The organism is Rhodococcus sp. ACT016 (genome assembly GCF_050477185.1).
GTDB lineage: Bacteria > Actinomycetota > Actinomycetes > Mycobacteriales > Mycobacteriaceae > Prescottella.
In genome coordinates this window covers 1,885,366-1,900,709 of the sequence record NZ_JBEAET010000001.1, presented here as the reverse complement: position 1 = coordinate 1,900,709, position 15,344 = coordinate 1,885,366, and the positions used below count along the sequence as shown (strand labels likewise).

Genomic DNA, 15,344 nt, shown 5'->3' with positions numbered 1-15,344 from the left:
GAAGGACGTCGGTCACACACCACAGGAGCAAGGGGACGTGCGATCACTCACACCTGGACGAGTTTCGCGAGGTCGCTCCGGTGACTGAGCGCAAGCTTCTCGCAGGCGCGGTAGATGTGCCCCTCGACGGTCCGCACCGACAGCACCAGCCGACGGGCGATGTCCTTGTTCGACAGTCCGCGCCCCACCAGCACGGCAACCTCCCGCTCGCGGTCGGTGAGCGGGAGCGGGCGCGCCGCCTTCGCCAGTGCGGGTGTGGTCGCACCGTCGCAGCGCGAAGCCAACCAGTGGGCCTTCGCCGCCGCGGACAACTCGCCCCGTCGGTCGTTCGACCGCGAGTACGCGGTCGCGGCCTGCGCGTACATGTCGGCCGCGGCGAGCAGCGCGCCCGACCGCTCGAAATCGGCGGCGAGCGCATCGAGGGCCGGACCATCGGCCTTGGCCAGCGCTCGGGCCCGCGCAGCAGCCGCCTCCGCGAACGGCCCGTCGACGACGGTCTCGAGCGCACCGAGCCGCTCGACGGTCGAGTAGTCACCGAATGTCGTCGCGACGTCGAGCGCGAGTACCTCCACCGCGAACTGACCCGACTCGGCCGCCAGATCGGCGCCGCGGCGGGCGGCCGCCACGGCGGCGGACACCTCACCGTCGGCTCCGGCGACCCACGCGCGCGCGATGTCGACCAGCGGATCGAAGAAGGCAAGTTCGGGACCCGAGTGCCGTTCGGCGATCGCGAGCGCGGCGGCGGCGTCCTCGGGTCGGCCCTGCGCGGCGCGCACCTGGCACAGGCTGACCGCGGCGAGCAGCATCCACTCCGAGCGGGTATCGCGGTCGAGGACCGCCAACGCCTCCGTCAGGTGTTCGGCGGCGTCGTCGAGTCGACCGCAGGTCAGCTCGACCACCCCGGACGCGACGTCGGCCAGGGCCGCGCTGTTGGGTTGGCCGGCGGCGAGGTCGCGGTAGCGGGCAGCGGTTGCCTGGGCCGCCGCGAGCCGTCCCACGAGGGTCAGCGCCTGCACCTCGAAGTACCCGATGTGGAAGCGCAGCAGTCCGTCGCCGTGCGAGATCGCCTCCCAAGCCGACGACGCGAGCGCCCCCACCTCGAGACCGCGTCCGGACACGGTCAGCGCCGCGACGCCGGCGAACACCCCGCTCGCGCGGGCCCACGGGTGCGCCTCGGGCGCCGCCTCCACTTCCCGGGCGAGCGCGATGGCCGTGCCGGGATCGCGGTCGTACAGGTGCAGGACCGCATCCAGCGCGACCACCGAGACTTGCAGCACCGGATCGGTGATCCGGCCGCGTTCGCGTCTGAACAACTCGACGGCCTCGCGGGGACGGCCCGCCTCGAGATACAGGCTCGCGACGCGGGTGAGTAACCACCGTGCGACGTCGTACTCGCACAGTTTGTCGGGATCGACCGCGGCGAACACCGATTCGGCCTCGTCGCCCATCCCCTGCCACATCAGCGCCCGCCCCAACGCGAAGGATGCGTCGAACCCGGCGCCGAGCCGCACCGCCGCGGTCGCCAACCGCGCGCCCTGCTCGAGGCTGCACATCGCGATCGCGTCCTCGGCACCGCGCACCAGCAACTCGGGGTCGGGTTCGACGCCCGACTCCATCGCCAGTTCGGCGATCCGCATCGACGTCACGACACCGGGGTCGGGCGACTCGCGGAGGACCTCGACGAGGCGTCGCTTGATCCGCTGCGACGCGAGCACTCCCGCACGGTCACGGATCACCTCGCCGAACAGCGGATGCGCGAGCCGCACGACGTGGGAGTGGCCCACGGCGCGCACCCGCACGAGGTCCATCCGCTCGGCCTCCTCGATGGACCGCCGGCTCACCAGTTCGCTGAGCACCTCGAGTTCGAGCGGCTCGCAGAACGCGAGGTAGTCGACCACGTCGAGGGCGTCCTTGGGGGTGCGCGCGAAACGCGACTCGAGCAGCGACGCCAGGGCGGGCGAAATGCCGGGGCGTCCGCGCAGCTGCCACACCCCGCCGGACTTGCGGAGCGTCCCACCGTCGAGCGCGCCCTCCACGAGGTGCCGCAGGAACAGCGGATTGCCCTCCGACTCCGACCAGATCGCGTCGGCGCTGAAGCGCTCGACCGGCGCCCCGAGGACCGAGGAGAGCTCCTCGTCCATCTCGTCGCGGGTGAACGGCGGCACTACGAACGGTGTGAGCAGGCCGTCCTTCCAGAGCGCCTCGATGGCGGCCGGCACGGGGGCTCCGCTGCGGACCGTCACGACCAGGCGGGCGTCGCGACCGACGGCCAACTGATGGACCAGGCCCGCGGAAAACTCGTCGAGCAGATGGGCGTCGTCGACCCCGACGATGCCCACCCCGCCGTCCGGGGCCTGACCGTCCTCGGCGAGCACGTCGCGCACGGCCCGCAGGGCGACGACGGGGTCGCGTGACGTCGTGCGCGCGAGGTGCGGGGCGAATGCCCCGAGGGGGATGTTCTGTGTGGATTCGGTGCCGGCGATCCACCGGGCGTCGCCGGTGAGCGATCCCACCAGTTCCCGGGCCATGGTCGTCTTGCCCACTCCCGCGGTACCGACCAGCACCACCCCGCACGAGGTGCCGTCGCGGAGCATTTCCTCTGCGCCCCGGAACGCAGTCCTGCGATCCAGGACGGGCCAGAGACCGACCATGCTTCGAACGATAATCCTCCGGGGCGACACTGCGAAACGATCGCGGATCCCGCAACCAGGGAGTTACCGCCCGGTCGGTCCGGATCAGGTCGAGAGCGAGGCTACTTCCTGATCGGTGAGCGTGGTCTGCGGGACGCGACCGGCGTCACGAATCAACTCGACCGCCCGGTACAGCGGCCGTTCCTCGAGCCCGGCACCGCGCGCCTCGGCCCGCAACTGCTCGATCAGGACGGACGCGGCCGCCGCCGCGGGCACCAACTCGCTCGCCGACAGCGCGTCGGCGAGCTTGCGCAGCGCCAGGACGTCGAGCTCGCGTCCCCCGCCCGTGGCGTAGATCGCGAGCGGCACGGTCTGCGTCGCGCGGGTATCGCCGACGCGGATCGCAACCTGGCTGATCCGCGCCGAACGCACCACGAACTCGACCGTGGCCGCCTGCGCGACCTCCACCCGGCGCCGACGCAACCCGTTGGAGGAATGAAGCGTGGTGCCCTCCAACCAGATTCGACGCCGTGTCGCCAGCAGCGCCGACACCGCGGTGGGCAGACCGATCACGGCGCCGACTGCAAGCGCGACCAGCGCGGGCGCGAAGACCGCGACGATCCCCCCGACGACGACCCCGATGGCGATCGAAACGATCGCGACGCGACGCATGCGGGGCGCCAGCATCGACGCCGGGATCAGGTCGAGCGAGTACTCCTCCCGACCGTCAGGCGCCGCCAAGAAGCGAACCCGTCTGCGCGACAACGTCGTCCAGGGGAACCGAGATCTGGTCGCCGGTGCTCAGGTTCTTGACGCCGATCGTGCCCGCTTCGAGATCCTGGTCACCCAGCACGAGCGCGAACTGCGCACCGGACCGGTCCGCCGCCTTCATCGAACCCTTGATGCCGCGGTCGCCGTACACCATGTCGACGCGGATCCCTGCCGTCCGCAACTCGTGGGCGATCTTCACCATCCGGGCCTTCGCGGCGTCACCGAGCGGCACGCCGAACACGTCGCAGCGAGCCGGGGTGGACGCCGACTTGCCCTCGGCCGCGAGCGCCAGGACCGTGCGGTCCACACCCAGGCCGAAGCCGATGCCCGACAGCGGCTGACCGCCGAGCTGGGCCATCAGGCCGTCGTAGCGTCCACCGCCGCCGATGCCCGACTGAGCGCCCAGCCCGTCGTGCACGAACTCGAACGTGGTCTTGGTGTAGTAGTCGAGGCCCCGCACCATCCGGGGGTTGATGACGTACGGGACACCGAGCGCGTCGAGGTGCGCGAGCACCTGGTCGAAGTGCGCCTTCGCGCTCTCCGAGAGGTGGTCGAGCATGAGCGGCGCGTCGGCCGTCATCTCCCGGACTTCCTTGCGCTTGTCGTCGAGCACACGCAGCGGGTTGATCTCGGCGCGCCGGCGGGTGTCCTCGTCGAGGTCCAGCCCGAACAGGAACTCCTGCAAGCGCTCCCGGTACTGCGGGCGGCAGGTGTCGTCGCCGAGCGAGGTGATCTCGAGCCGGAAACCGTCGAGCCCGAGGCTGCGGAAGCCGGAATCGGCGATCGCGATGACCTCGGCGTCGAGCGCCGGATCGTCGACGCCGATCGCCTCGACACCCACCTGCTGCAGCTGCCGGTAGCGGCCGGCCTGGGGGCGCTCGTAGCGGAAGAACGGGCCGGCGTAGCTGAGCTTCACCGGCAGTTGGCCGCGATCGAGGCCGTGCTCGATCACGGCACGCATCACACCGGCGGTGCCCTCGGGGCGAAGGGTCACCGAGCGGTCGCCACGATCGGCGAAGGTGTACATCTCCTTCGAGACGACGTCGGTCGACTCGCCGACACCACGCGCGAACAGAGCGGTGTCCTCGAAGATCGGCAGCTCGATGTGCCCGTAACCGGCGAGCCGGGCCGCGCGGGTCAGCCCGTCGCGGACGGCGACGAACTCCGCGGACTGCGGCGGGACGTAGTCGGGAATGCCCTTGGGGGCCGAGAAGGTGCTGGCGCCTGACTTACTCACTGTGCTTACTTTTCCTTACTGGGAGGCCGTCAGTCCAACGAGGAACGGATTGGCGGTGCGTTCCTGGCCGATCGAACTCGCACCGCCGTGTCCGGGCAGGATCGCGGTGGTGTCGTCCAGCACGAGCAGCTTGCGAGCAATCGACTGGAGCAACTGCTCGTGATTGCCACCGGGCAGGTCGCTGCGGCCGATCGACCCCTGGAACAGGGTGTCGCCGGTCAGAGCCACCTGGAGCGGGCCGTCGTCGGTGCCGATCACGGTCCGCAGCACCACCGAGCCCTGCGTGTGGCCCGGGGTGTGGTCGACGACGAATTCGATCCCGGCGAAGATGAACTCGTCGCCGTCGGCCAGTTCGATCACTTCGGCGGGCTCGCGGAACTCGACGCCGGCGATGAACTGGTTCATCGAGGGCCCGATTCCGCGGCCCGGATCGGTGAGCATGTACCGGTCCTCGGGATGGATGTACGCCGGGATCCCGTACCGCTCGCAGACCGGCGCCACCGACCACGTGTGGTCGAGGTGGCCGTGGGTGAGCAACACCGCGCGCGGCTCGAGGTCGGACTGCGTGAGGAACTCCACCAGCGGCTCGGTCGCATCCTGCCCGGGATCGACGACCACACACTCCTTCGCGTCGTCCTGCGCGAGGATGTAACAGTTGGTCTGGAACATCCCGGCCGGGAATCCGGTGACGAGCACGGCGTCAGCTCCTAGGGTTCGGGTCGACTGCTCGACCGAAGACGAATCGAATACAGCCTAGGCGGTCGTACCTCCAGGATCCTCTCAGGATTCGGTGGCAGACTCTGTGCCGCCCGCAGACGATGGCGTGCCCGCACGACCCACTGCGTAGAGTGCGGAAAAGACCGAGCGAGACGTAAGGGAGGACGACTGCAGTGCCGAGCAATCAGCAGCGCCGGGAGGCGGCGAAACGGAAGCTGGAACGCCAGCTCGAACGACGCGCCGAACGCGCACGCAAGCGTAGGCAGCTGACGATCGGCGGATCGATCGTCGGTGTGATCGTCGTGGTCGCCATCGGCGCTGTCGTCGTGACGCTGTCAGGCAAGGACGACGGCACCGGGGCGGAGAACACCGCGGCCTCCGAGACGCCCACCGCGGGGGCGATGCCCGCGAGCCGCGCCGAGGCCCTGCCGAACCTCGTGAACTGCACGTACACCCCGTCCGGGGCGGCGGCCAAGCCGAACAACCCGCCCCACGCCGAGGGAATCGACACCACCGTCAAGACAGTCAGTGCCAGCATGGAGACCACGCAGGGCAACATCGGCCTGACGCTGGAGAACGCGGACTCCCCCTGCACGGTCAACAGCTTCGCGAGCCTGGCCGGGCAGAGCTACTTCGACGGAACTACCTGCCATCGGCTCACCACCAGCGACTCGCTCAAGGTCCTGCAGTGCGGCGACCCGACGGGTACCGGCACCGGCGGGCCGGGCTACCAGTTCGCCAACGAGTTCCCCACCGACCAGTACGCGGCCGACGATCCGATGGCGCAGATGCCGGTGAACTACAAGCGCGGCACCCTCGCCATGGCCAACGCGGGCCCCGGCACCAACGGCAGCCAGTTCTTCCTCGTCTACGGCGACTCGCAGCTGCCGCCGCAGTACACGGTCTTCGGCACGATCGACGAGACCGGACTCGCAACACTGGACAAGATCGCCGCAGCGGGGGCCGAGGGCGGTGCCGCCGACGGCAAGCCCGCCACCCCCGTCGACATCACGAGCGTGAGGTTGGACTGATGATGAAGAAGCGCACGGCAATTCTGGCCGTCGGCATCGGGGCCGCACTGGTCCTGACCGGCTGCTCCAACGACAACGACAACTCGTCCGACGGCGCGGCCTCCGCGAGCTCGTCGGGCACGTGGACCACCCCGGCGGCCCCGACCATCGACATGTCGCGGTTCGGCGCCCTGCCGGCCGTCCCCGCCCCCACCGCGCCCACCGTCGACTGCAGCTACCCCGCCGCCGGTCCGGCCGCCAAGCCGGTCCAGGCGCCCAACGCAACGGGCGTCGCCGCCGAGGGCACCGCCTCGCTCACGCTGACCACCAACGAGGGCCCGATCGGGCTGACGCTCGACCGTGCCGCCGCGCCGTGCACCGTCAACAGCTTCGTCAGCCTGACAGACCAGGGCTACTTCGACGGCACGCCCTGCCACCGACTCTCCACCACGCCGGGACTGCAGATCCTGCAGTGCGGTGACCCGACGGGCAAGGGCACCGGCGGACCGGGCTACGAGTACGCCAACGAGTACCCCACCACCGCCTACGCCCCGTCGGACCCGGCGGCCCAGCAGCCGCTCGTGTACCCGCGCGGCACCATCGCGATGGCCAACGCCGGCGCGGACACCAACGGCAGCCAGTTCTTCCTCGTCTACGCCGATTCCGTGCTGCCGCCGCAGTACACGGCGTTCGGCACGATCTCCGACGAGGGCCTGTCCACCATCGAGAAGATCGCCGCAGCGGGCGACGACGGCTCCATGTCCGCCGGTGGCGGCGCGCCCAACACCCCCGTCACCATCCAGACCGCCAAGGTCGGCTGACCCACACCTGCGAAAGCTGAAGGGTCCCTTCACACGCTGTGAGCGTGTGAAGGGACCCTTCAGCTTGTTCGGAGGCCTACGGCAGCACGCAGGCTACGCGGCAGAGGTGACGCGGTAGACGTCGTAGACGCCCTCCACGTTGCGCACCACGTTCAGCACGTGTCCCAGATGCTTGGGATCGCCCATCTCGAACGTGAACTTGCTGATCGCGACGCGGTCACCCGACGTCGTGACCGACGCCGAGAGGATGTTCACCTTCTCGTCGGCCAGCGCCTTCGTCACGTCCGACAGCAACCGGTGCCGGTCGAGCGCCTCGATCTGGATCGCCACCAGGAACACCGACGACGGCGACGGCGCCCACTGCACGTCGATGATCCGTTCCGACTGCTCGCGAAGGGAACTCGCGTTGGTGCAGTCAGTGCGGTGGACACTCACCGCGCCGCCGCGGGTCACGAAGCCCATGATCTCGTCGCCCGGGACCGGGGTACAGCACTTCGCGAGCTTCGCGACCGTCCCCGGCGCACCCGGCACCAGGACACCGACGTCGCCCGTCCGCGGCCGGTTGGTCGGGATGGTCGAGGGCGTCGACCGCTCGGCCAGTTCCTCCTCGACCGCGCCGACCCCGCCGAGGTGCGCGACCAGTCGCTGCACCACGTGCTGGGCGGACACGTTGTGCTCGCCGACCGCGGTGTACAGCGCCGAGACGTCGGTGTACCGCAGCTCGTGCGCGATCGCCGCCATCGACTCGGCATTCATCAAGCGCTGCAACGGAAGTCCGCCGCGGCGAACCTCCTTCGCGATTGCATCCTTGCCTGCCTCGAGGGCTTCCTCACGGCGTTCCTTCGCGAACCACTGCCGGATCTTGGCCTTGGCCCGCGGCGAGACCACGAACGACTGCCAGTCCCGGCTCGGGCCCGCGTTGGCCGCCTTCGATGTGAAGACCTCCACCACCTCGCCGTTCTCGAGCGTCCGCTCGAGCGCGACCAGGCGACCGTTGACACGCGCGCCGATGCAGCGGTGCCCCACCTCGGTGTGGACCGCGTACGCGAAGTCGACCGGCGTCGACCCCGACGGCAGCGTGATCACGTCGCCCTTCGGGGTGAAGACGAAGATCTCCTTGACCGCGAGGTCGTAGCGCAGCGATTCGAGGAACTCCCCTGGGTCCGCGGCCTCACGCTGCCAGTCGAGCAACTGGCGCATCCACGCCATGTCGTCGACCTCGGCGACGTCACCGGAGTGCCGCCCCTTGGTCTCCTTGTACCGCCAGTGCGCGGCGATGCCGAACTCCGCCGTGCGGTGCATGTCGCGGGTGCGGATCTGCACCTCCAGCGGCTTGCCCTCCGGGCCGATCACCGTCGTGTGCAGCGACTGGTAGACGCCGTACCGCGGCTGCGCGATGTAGTCCTTGAACCGACCCGCCATCGGCTGCCACAGCGAGTGCACGACGCCGACCGCCGCGTAGCAGTCGCGGATCTCGTCGCACAGGATCCGCACGCCCACCAGGTCGTGGATGTCGTCGAAGTCGCGGCCCTTGACGATCATCTTCTGGTAGATCGACCAGTAGTGCTTGGGCCGACCCTCGACGGTCGCGTTGATCCGCGACGCCGACAGCGTCGCGTTGATCTCCGCCCGCACCTTCGCCAGATACGTGTCGCGCGACGGCGCCCGGTCGGCGACCAGGCGCACGATCTCCTCGTACTTCTTCGGGTGCAGGATCGCGAACGCCAGGTCCTCGAGCTCCCACTTGACCGTCGCCATGCCGAGCCGATGCGCAAGCGGCGCAATCACTTCCAGCGTCTCGCGCGCCTTGCGGGCCTGCTTCTCGGGCGGCAGGAACCGCATCGTCCGCATGTTGTGCAGACGGTCCGCGACCTTGATCACCAGCACCCGCGGATCCCGGGCCATCGCGATGATCATCTTCCGGATCGTCTCGCCCTCGGCGGCCGATCCCAGCACCACCTTGTCCAGCTTGGTGACGCCGTCGACGAGATGCGCCACCTCCTCGCCGAACTCCGCCGTCAACTCCTCGAGCGAGTACCCGGTGTCCTCGACGGTGTCGTGCAGCAGCGCGGCCACCAGCGTCGTGGTGTCCATGCCCAACTCGGCGAGGATGTTCGCCACCGCGAGCGGGTGCGTGATGTACGGGTCGCCCGACTTGCGGAACTGCGTGGCGTGCCGCTGCTCGGCAACGTCGTAGGCGCGCTGCAGCAGGGAGAAGTCCGCCTTGGGGTACAGCTCGCGGTGCACGGCGACCAGCGGCTCGAGCACCGGCCGAATCGGCGCGTTGCGCTGACCGGTGATGCGCCGGGCCAGCCTGGCGCGCACCCGGCGCGACGCGGACGTCGGCACCGGCGCTGGCTTGTCGGCGGGAGGCGTTGCGCCTGTGCTCTTCGCACCTGTGTTCTGGGACCGATCAAGATGCTGGGTCATGCCGTCACCTCCTGCCACCGCGCTGCGGGCGGCCCCTCGGGACCCGGCGGTGCTGCTACACCACCAGGCACAACTGTAGTCCTCAGACCCTGACGAGCGACGTCAGTGGGTACTGCTCGAACCGCTCCCGACCGCCCAGCTCCTCGATCTCGAGCACGACCGCCACGCCGACGACGTCCGCACCCGCGCGGGCGAGCAGTTCGGCCGCCGCCGACAGGGTCCCTCCGGTCGCGAGCACGTCGTCGATCACGAAAACCCGCCGACCGTTCAGGTCGGGCGCGTCGCACGGAATCTCCAGCGTGGCGGCGCCGTACTCGAGCGAGTAGCTCTGCGAATGCACCGGCGGAGGGAGCTTGCCGGCCTTGCGCACCGCCAGGACCCCGCACCCGAGTTCCATCGCCACACCGCCGCCGAGCAGGAAGCCGCGGGCGTCGACGCCGGCAACGATGTCGGCACCGGCACCGGCCGCCGCGAGACCCTCGATCACGGCGCGGTATCCGGAACCGTCCGCGAACACCGGCGTCAGGTCGGCGAAACGAACACCCGGCGTCGGGAAGTCGTCACACCAGCGCGTGAGTCGCGACACCGCCGTCCCGGCCCGCTCCAACGCGGCGGCGAGATCGGGAGTCACAGCTTCGGGGGCTTCCATCGCAGAAATCACCTGAGAAGTATCCACCGGTCCATGTTCCAGCCTGCACCTGACCTCGTCGGGTTCGGAACCACCGCGTGCATCCCATTCGAGTGCGCAATCGTCCGAGGCTGATCGAACAGCGGGATCGTCGGCATCTCGTTCCACAGGATCGCCTCGGCCTCACCCGACAGCGACATGCGCGCGGACAGCGACCCGTCGACCGCAAGTTGATCGACGACCTGGTCGAACCGCCCGTTGGAGAACCCGCCGAAGTTGTCGCCGTTGCCGGATCGCAGCGCGAACGACGAATCGGTCGGCACGCTCGACCCGGCCGCGCCGGCCGCCGACGCCGTGCCCGCGAGGACCGCGTCGGCCTGCCCCGCGCCGAGCGCGGACGGGGCGAACGTCGGGGAACTGACGTCCTCGATGGTGATCCCCGCCGCCTGGCACGACGCCGCGATCGTGCGGACCGTCTGCGCGCGCCGCTCGTCGGGGCCGAGGTATCCGACCCGCACGGTCAGGTGCGACTGCCCGGACTCCTCACGCGCCGCCTTCGCGCCCGGGATGTCCGGATCTGTGTACATGCCGCCTTCGGCCGCGACCGCCGACTGGAAGAACAGCGTGTCCGGTGCGGTGATCCGGGAGTCGACGACCCCCGAGCCCAGGCCCGCGCCCGGGTCGAAACCCGGGTGGCCCAGCTCGTCGTACAGCTGCTGTCGAGGCAGGCACAGCGCGAACGCCCGCCGGGCGTCGACGGAACCGAACACGCCGTGGTTCGCCAGCACCAACTGCTCGACGCTGCGCGAGGGCTCGTTCACGACCTCGAAGCCACGGCTCAGGTCCAGGCCCGAGATCGACCCCGAGCCGACGTCGACGACCTCGACGTCACCATCGCCGATTCGGGACTGCACATCCGAATCCTTGGGCCACACCACGATTCGGGACGTCGCAGGCTTGGTGCCCCACCAGCGCTCGTTCTCGACGAGCACCAGACCGCCGTCCTCGGTGAACGAGTCGATCTTGTACGGCCCCGAGGACGGCAGCTTGGTCACGTCCAGCTGGCCCGGGACGAGGCGCCAACCGGTGTTCCAGAACTCCGCGATGCGCCGCACCGCGTCGGTGTCGCCCGAATGGATCGCACCGACGAGATCCGGCACCCCGGCCGCCTGCGCGGCCACGTGCGCCGGCATCAGTTCGGTCGCCCCGAACAGCGACCGCCAGTCCAGGTACGACCGACCGGGCTTGAACACCACCGTCGCTTCCTTCGACCCGGGCTGGCAGTCCACGCGGTCGATGTCGGCGTAGCCGGCGCGGGTCGCGGCGTCGAACATGGGAGCATGCCCGTCGTCCGCGGAGCGGGTGAATCGCCCGCTGCCGGCCGCCCACGCGAGGACGAGGTCGTCGCACGCGATCGGCACCCCGTCCGAGTACACCGCCGCCGGGTTGATCCGGTACTGCACCGTGAGCGTGTCGCCCGGAAGGACGCTCGCCGTGGCGAAATCGGTGTCCGCCACCGGGCCGCCGGACGGTCCGATGTAGTTCGTGCCGGTCAGGACGCGTCCGAAGGCGGCAGCCGCACCGGTCGCGGCCCCTTCCACGGTGTTCGCGTTGTACGTCGTCACGATGTTGTCGATCGCGAATCCCAGCGACGGCACCTGGTCGGCAGGCTCGCCGCACGCTGCGACGGTCGCACCGATCACGCCCGCGGCGGTCAGGGCACCGACGGCCCTGACCACCCTCCGACGGGATCCGCGAGGGGTGTTCGTACCCGGCATGTCAGTGCCTCTTCTTGTTGCGCTTCCCCGTCGGCTGTGCCCCCGGTCGCGGCGTCGTGCCCGCGGCGGACCGCACGCGAGGCTCCGGACGCTCGGTCGCCACCGGCTTGCCGCCGGACGCGGCCGCCTCGCGCTTGGCGAGCACCTTCTTGGTGTGTGCGGCCACGGGGCCCCACCGCTCCTTGATCGACACCAGCAGTGGGGTCGCGTAGAAGATCGACGAGTAGGCGCCGACGATGATGCCGACCAGCTGCACCAACGCGAGATCCTTGAGGGTGCCGACGCCGAGCAGCCACACCGCGACCACCATCAGGCCCAGCACGGGCAGGATCGAGATGACGGTGGTGTTGATCGACCGCATCAGCGTCTGATTCACCGCCAGATTCGCCTGCTCGGCGTAGGTGCGCCGGTTCAGGTGGAGAACGCCGCGGGTGTTCTCCTCGACCTTGTCGTACACGACCACGGTGTCGTACAGCGAGAAGCCGAGGATCGTCAGCAGGCCGATGACGGTCGCGGGGGTCACCTCGAAGCCGACCATCGAGTACACACCGGCGGTGACGATCATGTCGAAGAACAGCGAGATGATCGCCGCGACCGCCATGTCGCGTTCGAATCGGATCGCGATGTAGACGCTGACGATGACCAGGAAGACCACCAGCGCAATCAGCGCCTTCTTGGTGATCTGGCCGCCCCACGTCTCGCTGACGTCGGCGACGCTGATCGCGTTCTTCGAGGGGGTCCCGTTCTTGTCCTCGGGGTGGAACTGATCGAAGAGTGCGTTCTGCAGCGAAGCGACCTGCCCGGTGTCGAGCGCCTCCGACCGGATCTCGATCGACGAGCTGGAACCCGAGCCGACCGTCTGGACCGACACCGGTTCGATGCCGAGGGTGTCGGAGTAGACCTTCTCGACCTGCTCGGTGCTCACCCCGGACGATGCGGGGAACTGGATGCGGGTGCCGCCCTCGAACTCGATGCCCAGCGTGAATCCGCGGAACACGATGCTCAGCAGCGACAGCGCGACGATCGTACCGGTCAGCCAGTAGTAGAACTTGCGCCGACCGATGACCTCGAAGCCGCCGGTGCCGGTGTACAGCCGCTGCAGCCAGCTGTGATGCGGGAGCACGGTCTGATCGACGCCGGCGTCCGTCATCGCGGCGTCCTGCTTGGTTGCGGAGGTGTTCGACTCGGTCATGCTCATGCCTCCATGTCGGACGATGCCGAGCTCGACGCCGCCACCATCTTGCGTTCGCGGGCGACCTGCTGGACGGCACCGAGACCGTTGATGCCCGGCTTCGACCAGAAGCGGGACTTCGATGCCATGTACACCAGCGGCCACGTCACCAGGAACACCACGACCACGTCGAGGATCGTCGTCAGACCCAGCGTGAACGCGAAGCCGCGGACCTGACCGATCGCCAGCACGTACAGCACAGCGGCTGCGATGAAGCTGACCGCGTTACCGGACAGGATGGTGCGACGGGCACGTGCCCAGCCGCGCGGCACCGCCGAGCGGAAACTGCGGCCCTCCCGCATCTCGTCCTTGATGCGCTCGAAGAACACGACGAACGAGTCGGCAGTCATGCCGATACCGATGATCAGACCGGCGATACCCGCGAGGTCTAGCGTGAAGCCGATGTAGCGGCCCAGCAGCACCAGAACCGCATACACCATCACACCGGACAGGATCAGCGACAGCGCGGTGAGCAGTCCGAGCATGCGGTAGTAGATCAGGCAGTAGACCAGCACGAGGACGAGGCCGACGGCACCGGCGATGAGACCGGCCTCGAGCGACGCGAGGCCCAGGGTCGCTGACACGGTCTCGGCCTCCGATGCCGAGAACGACAGCGGCAGCGAACCGTACTTGAGCGTGTTCGCCAGCTCCTGCGCCTGGCTCTGCGTGAACTGACCGGTGATCGACGTGGAGCTGCCGACCGGGGTGGCGCCCTGCACGACGGGCGCGCTCACGACCTTCGAGTCGAGGGTGAAGGCGGCCTGCTTGCCGATGTTCGACGCCGTGAACTGCGCCCACGTCGAGCTGCCGCTGGACTTGAAGCTCAGGCTGACCTCGTAGCGCGACTGCTGCGAGTTGAAGCCGGAACTCGCGTCGGAGATCTCCTGGCCGTCGATGATGCTCGGCGCCAGCACGTAAACCGCGGTGCCGTCCGTCGAGCACGCGACGAGCGGCAGATTCGGGTCGTCGTTGCCCTGCAGCGGGTCGGGCACCGAGCAGTCGAGCGTCGCCATGGCCTGCTGCTGGACCGTCGGGTCCTCGCTCTGCCGGGTCTCCTTGGCCTTGGCGATCTCGGCGGCCGCGGCCTCCGGCGTGTCCGCTACGGGGGCCTCGGGCGCGGGCTGCCCGGTGGGCGCGGCTGCCGCCTGCGAACCGACGACCGGGCGGATGTACAGACGAGCCGTCTGGCCCAGCGAGCGGGCCTGCGCGCTGTCGTCGCCGGGGACGGTGATGACGAGATTGTCACCGTCGATCACGACCTCCGAGCCCGACACACCGAGCCCGTTGACGCGGGTCTCGATGATCTGCTGAGCCTGACGCAGACTGTCCTGGCTGGGAGTGCTGCCGTCCGGCGTACGCGCAGTGAGGGTGACGCGTGTCCCACCTTGCAGGTCGATCCCCAGCTCCGGGGTCGGGGATTTGTCTCCGGTGAAGAAGACCAGCGCATACAGTGCCGCGACGATCACCGCGAAAGCGGTGAGCGAGCGCACGGGATGCACCGATCCTGTCGAAGGTGCCACGGTCTGTCTGTCTCCTCGATACGTGCGGTTCGGGTGGTGACGCAAAAGTGATGACGAGGCGGGGCGCGGACCAGGCGCGCGCACGCCCTCGTCGGCAGGTCGGCGAACCTGCCGAGGAGGGCGGCTTCGCGCTACTCGCCGTTCAGACGGCGCTGCGTCTCGTCCGGAGTCTCGTCGGCGTGCTCGACGGTGTCGTCGATGTCGTCCTCGTCGACGAGGCGCTCGCGGACGACCATGCGGGACCACGTCGTCACGACGCCGGGAGCGATCTCGAGATCGATGGTTCCATCGTCGTCGAGGCCGGCGACGGTGGCATGGAGACCGGCCGTCGTCATCACACGGTCACCGATCTTCAGTGCGTCCTGAAGCTCGGTCGTCTTCTGCATCTCCTTCTTCTGCCGCCGAATGCCGAGGAACATCGGCACCAGCAGAGCAAGGATCAGAAGCGGAAAGATCAATTCCATCGGGAAGTCAGTCCTCGGTTTCGTTCACATCGGGTGTTGCACAGAGCTACGCGCACGGGCCCAGGTAGGTGCCGCGCTCTTCCCAGTGTGCCATTACCGAGTCGATC

12 protein-coding genes are annotated in these 15,344 nt (G+C 69.2%); 2 read left to right on the top strand and 10 right to left on the bottom strand.

Annotated elements, in window-relative coordinates; all coding sequences use genetic code 11:
• Nucleotides 1-47 precede the first annotated feature (47 nt).
• The 4 genes from ACQ5DX_RS08845 to ACQ5DX_RS08830 form a co-directional block, all read right to left on the bottom strand.
• Nucleotides 48-2,651 carry a LuxR C-terminal-related transcriptional regulator gene (locus ACQ5DX_RS08845; protein ID WP_430332272.1) on the bottom strand — a complete coding sequence of 868 codons (2,604 nt, stop codon included), beginning with the start codon at nt 2,649-2,651 and terminating at the stop codon, nt 48-50.
• A gap of 84 nt (nt 2,652-2,735) precedes the next feature.
• A complete protein-coding gene (locus ACQ5DX_RS08840; protein WP_430335592.1) occupies nt 2,736-3,317 on the bottom strand; it encodes a hypothetical protein in 582 nt (193 codons plus the stop codon).
• A gap of 40 nt (nt 3,318-3,357) precedes the next feature.
• The gene (gene hisS / locus ACQ5DX_RS08835) at nt 3,358-4,638 is read right to left on the bottom strand and encodes a histidine--tRNA ligase (RefSeq protein WP_430332271.1); all 1,281 of its coding nucleotides are present in this window, start codon (nt 4,636-4,638) and stop codon (nt 3,358-3,360) included.
• 15 nt (nt 4,639-4,653) lie between these two features.
• On the bottom strand, nt 4,654-5,334 hold the full coding sequence (locus ACQ5DX_RS08830) for an MBL fold metallo-hydrolase (protein ID WP_430332270.1): 681 nt from the start codon (nt 5,332-5,334) through the stop codon (nt 4,654-4,656).
• A 194-nt stretch (nt 5,335-5,528) separates the two neighbouring features.
• On the opposite strand from ACQ5DX_RS08830, the gene ACQ5DX_RS08825 reads away from it, so the two are divergent.
• Both ACQ5DX_RS08825 and ACQ5DX_RS08820 read left to right on the top strand, forming a co-directional pair.
• A complete protein-coding gene (locus tag ACQ5DX_RS08825; protein ID WP_430332269.1) occupies nt 5,529-6,386 on the top strand; it encodes a peptidylprolyl isomerase in 858 nt (285 codons plus the stop codon).
• Nucleotides 6,386-7,186 (top strand): peptidylprolyl isomerase, encoded by an 801-nt coding sequence (locus ACQ5DX_RS08820; protein ID WP_430332268.1) that lies wholly within the window; start codon nt 6,386-6,388, stop codon nt 7,184-7,186. Before ACQ5DX_RS08825 ends, ACQ5DX_RS08820 begins: the two co-directional genes overlap by 1 nt.
• Nucleotides 7,187-7,279: 93 nt before the next feature.
• Here ACQ5DX_RS08820 and ACQ5DX_RS08815 read toward each other — a convergent pair whose 3' ends face one another.
• From ACQ5DX_RS08815 to yajC, 6 genes are all read right to left on the bottom strand, one after another.
• Nucleotides 7,280-9,616 (bottom strand): RelA/SpoT family protein, encoded by a 2,337-nt coding sequence (locus ACQ5DX_RS08815; RefSeq protein WP_430332267.1) that lies wholly within the window; start codon nt 9,614-9,616, stop codon nt 7,280-7,282.
• 82 nt (nt 9,617-9,698) lie between these two features.
• Nucleotides 9,699-10,265: an adenine phosphoribosyltransferase gene (locus tag ACQ5DX_RS08810; protein WP_430332266.1), complete on the bottom strand. Its 567-nt coding sequence runs from the start codon at nt 10,263-10,265 to the stop codon at nt 9,699-9,701.
• 8 nt (nt 10,266-10,273) lie between these two features.
• Nucleotides 10,274-12,022: an ABC transporter substrate-binding protein gene (locus tag ACQ5DX_RS08805; RefSeq protein WP_430332265.1), complete on the bottom strand. Its 1,749-nt coding sequence runs from the start codon at nt 12,020-12,022 to the stop codon at nt 10,274-10,276.
• Nucleotide 12,023: 1 nt separating this feature from the next.
• On the bottom strand, nt 12,024-13,214 hold the full coding sequence (gene secF / locus ACQ5DX_RS08800; protein ID WP_430332264.1) for a protein translocase subunit SecF: 1,191 nt from the start codon (nt 13,212-13,214) through the stop codon (nt 12,024-12,026).
• Nucleotides 13,215-13,216: 2 nt separating this feature from the next.
• Nucleotides 13,217-14,773 (bottom strand): protein translocase subunit SecD, encoded by a 1,557-nt coding sequence (gene secD, locus ACQ5DX_RS08795; protein WP_430332263.1) that lies wholly within the window; start codon nt 14,771-14,773, stop codon nt 13,217-13,219.
• Between the two features lie 131 nt (nt 14,774-14,904).
• Nucleotides 14,905-15,237, bottom strand: a complete 333-nt coding sequence (yajC, locus tag ACQ5DX_RS08790) for a preprotein translocase subunit YajC (protein ID WP_430332262.1) — start codon at nt 15,235-15,237, stop codon at nt 14,905-14,907.
• Nucleotides 15,238-15,344 lie beyond the last annotated feature (107 nt).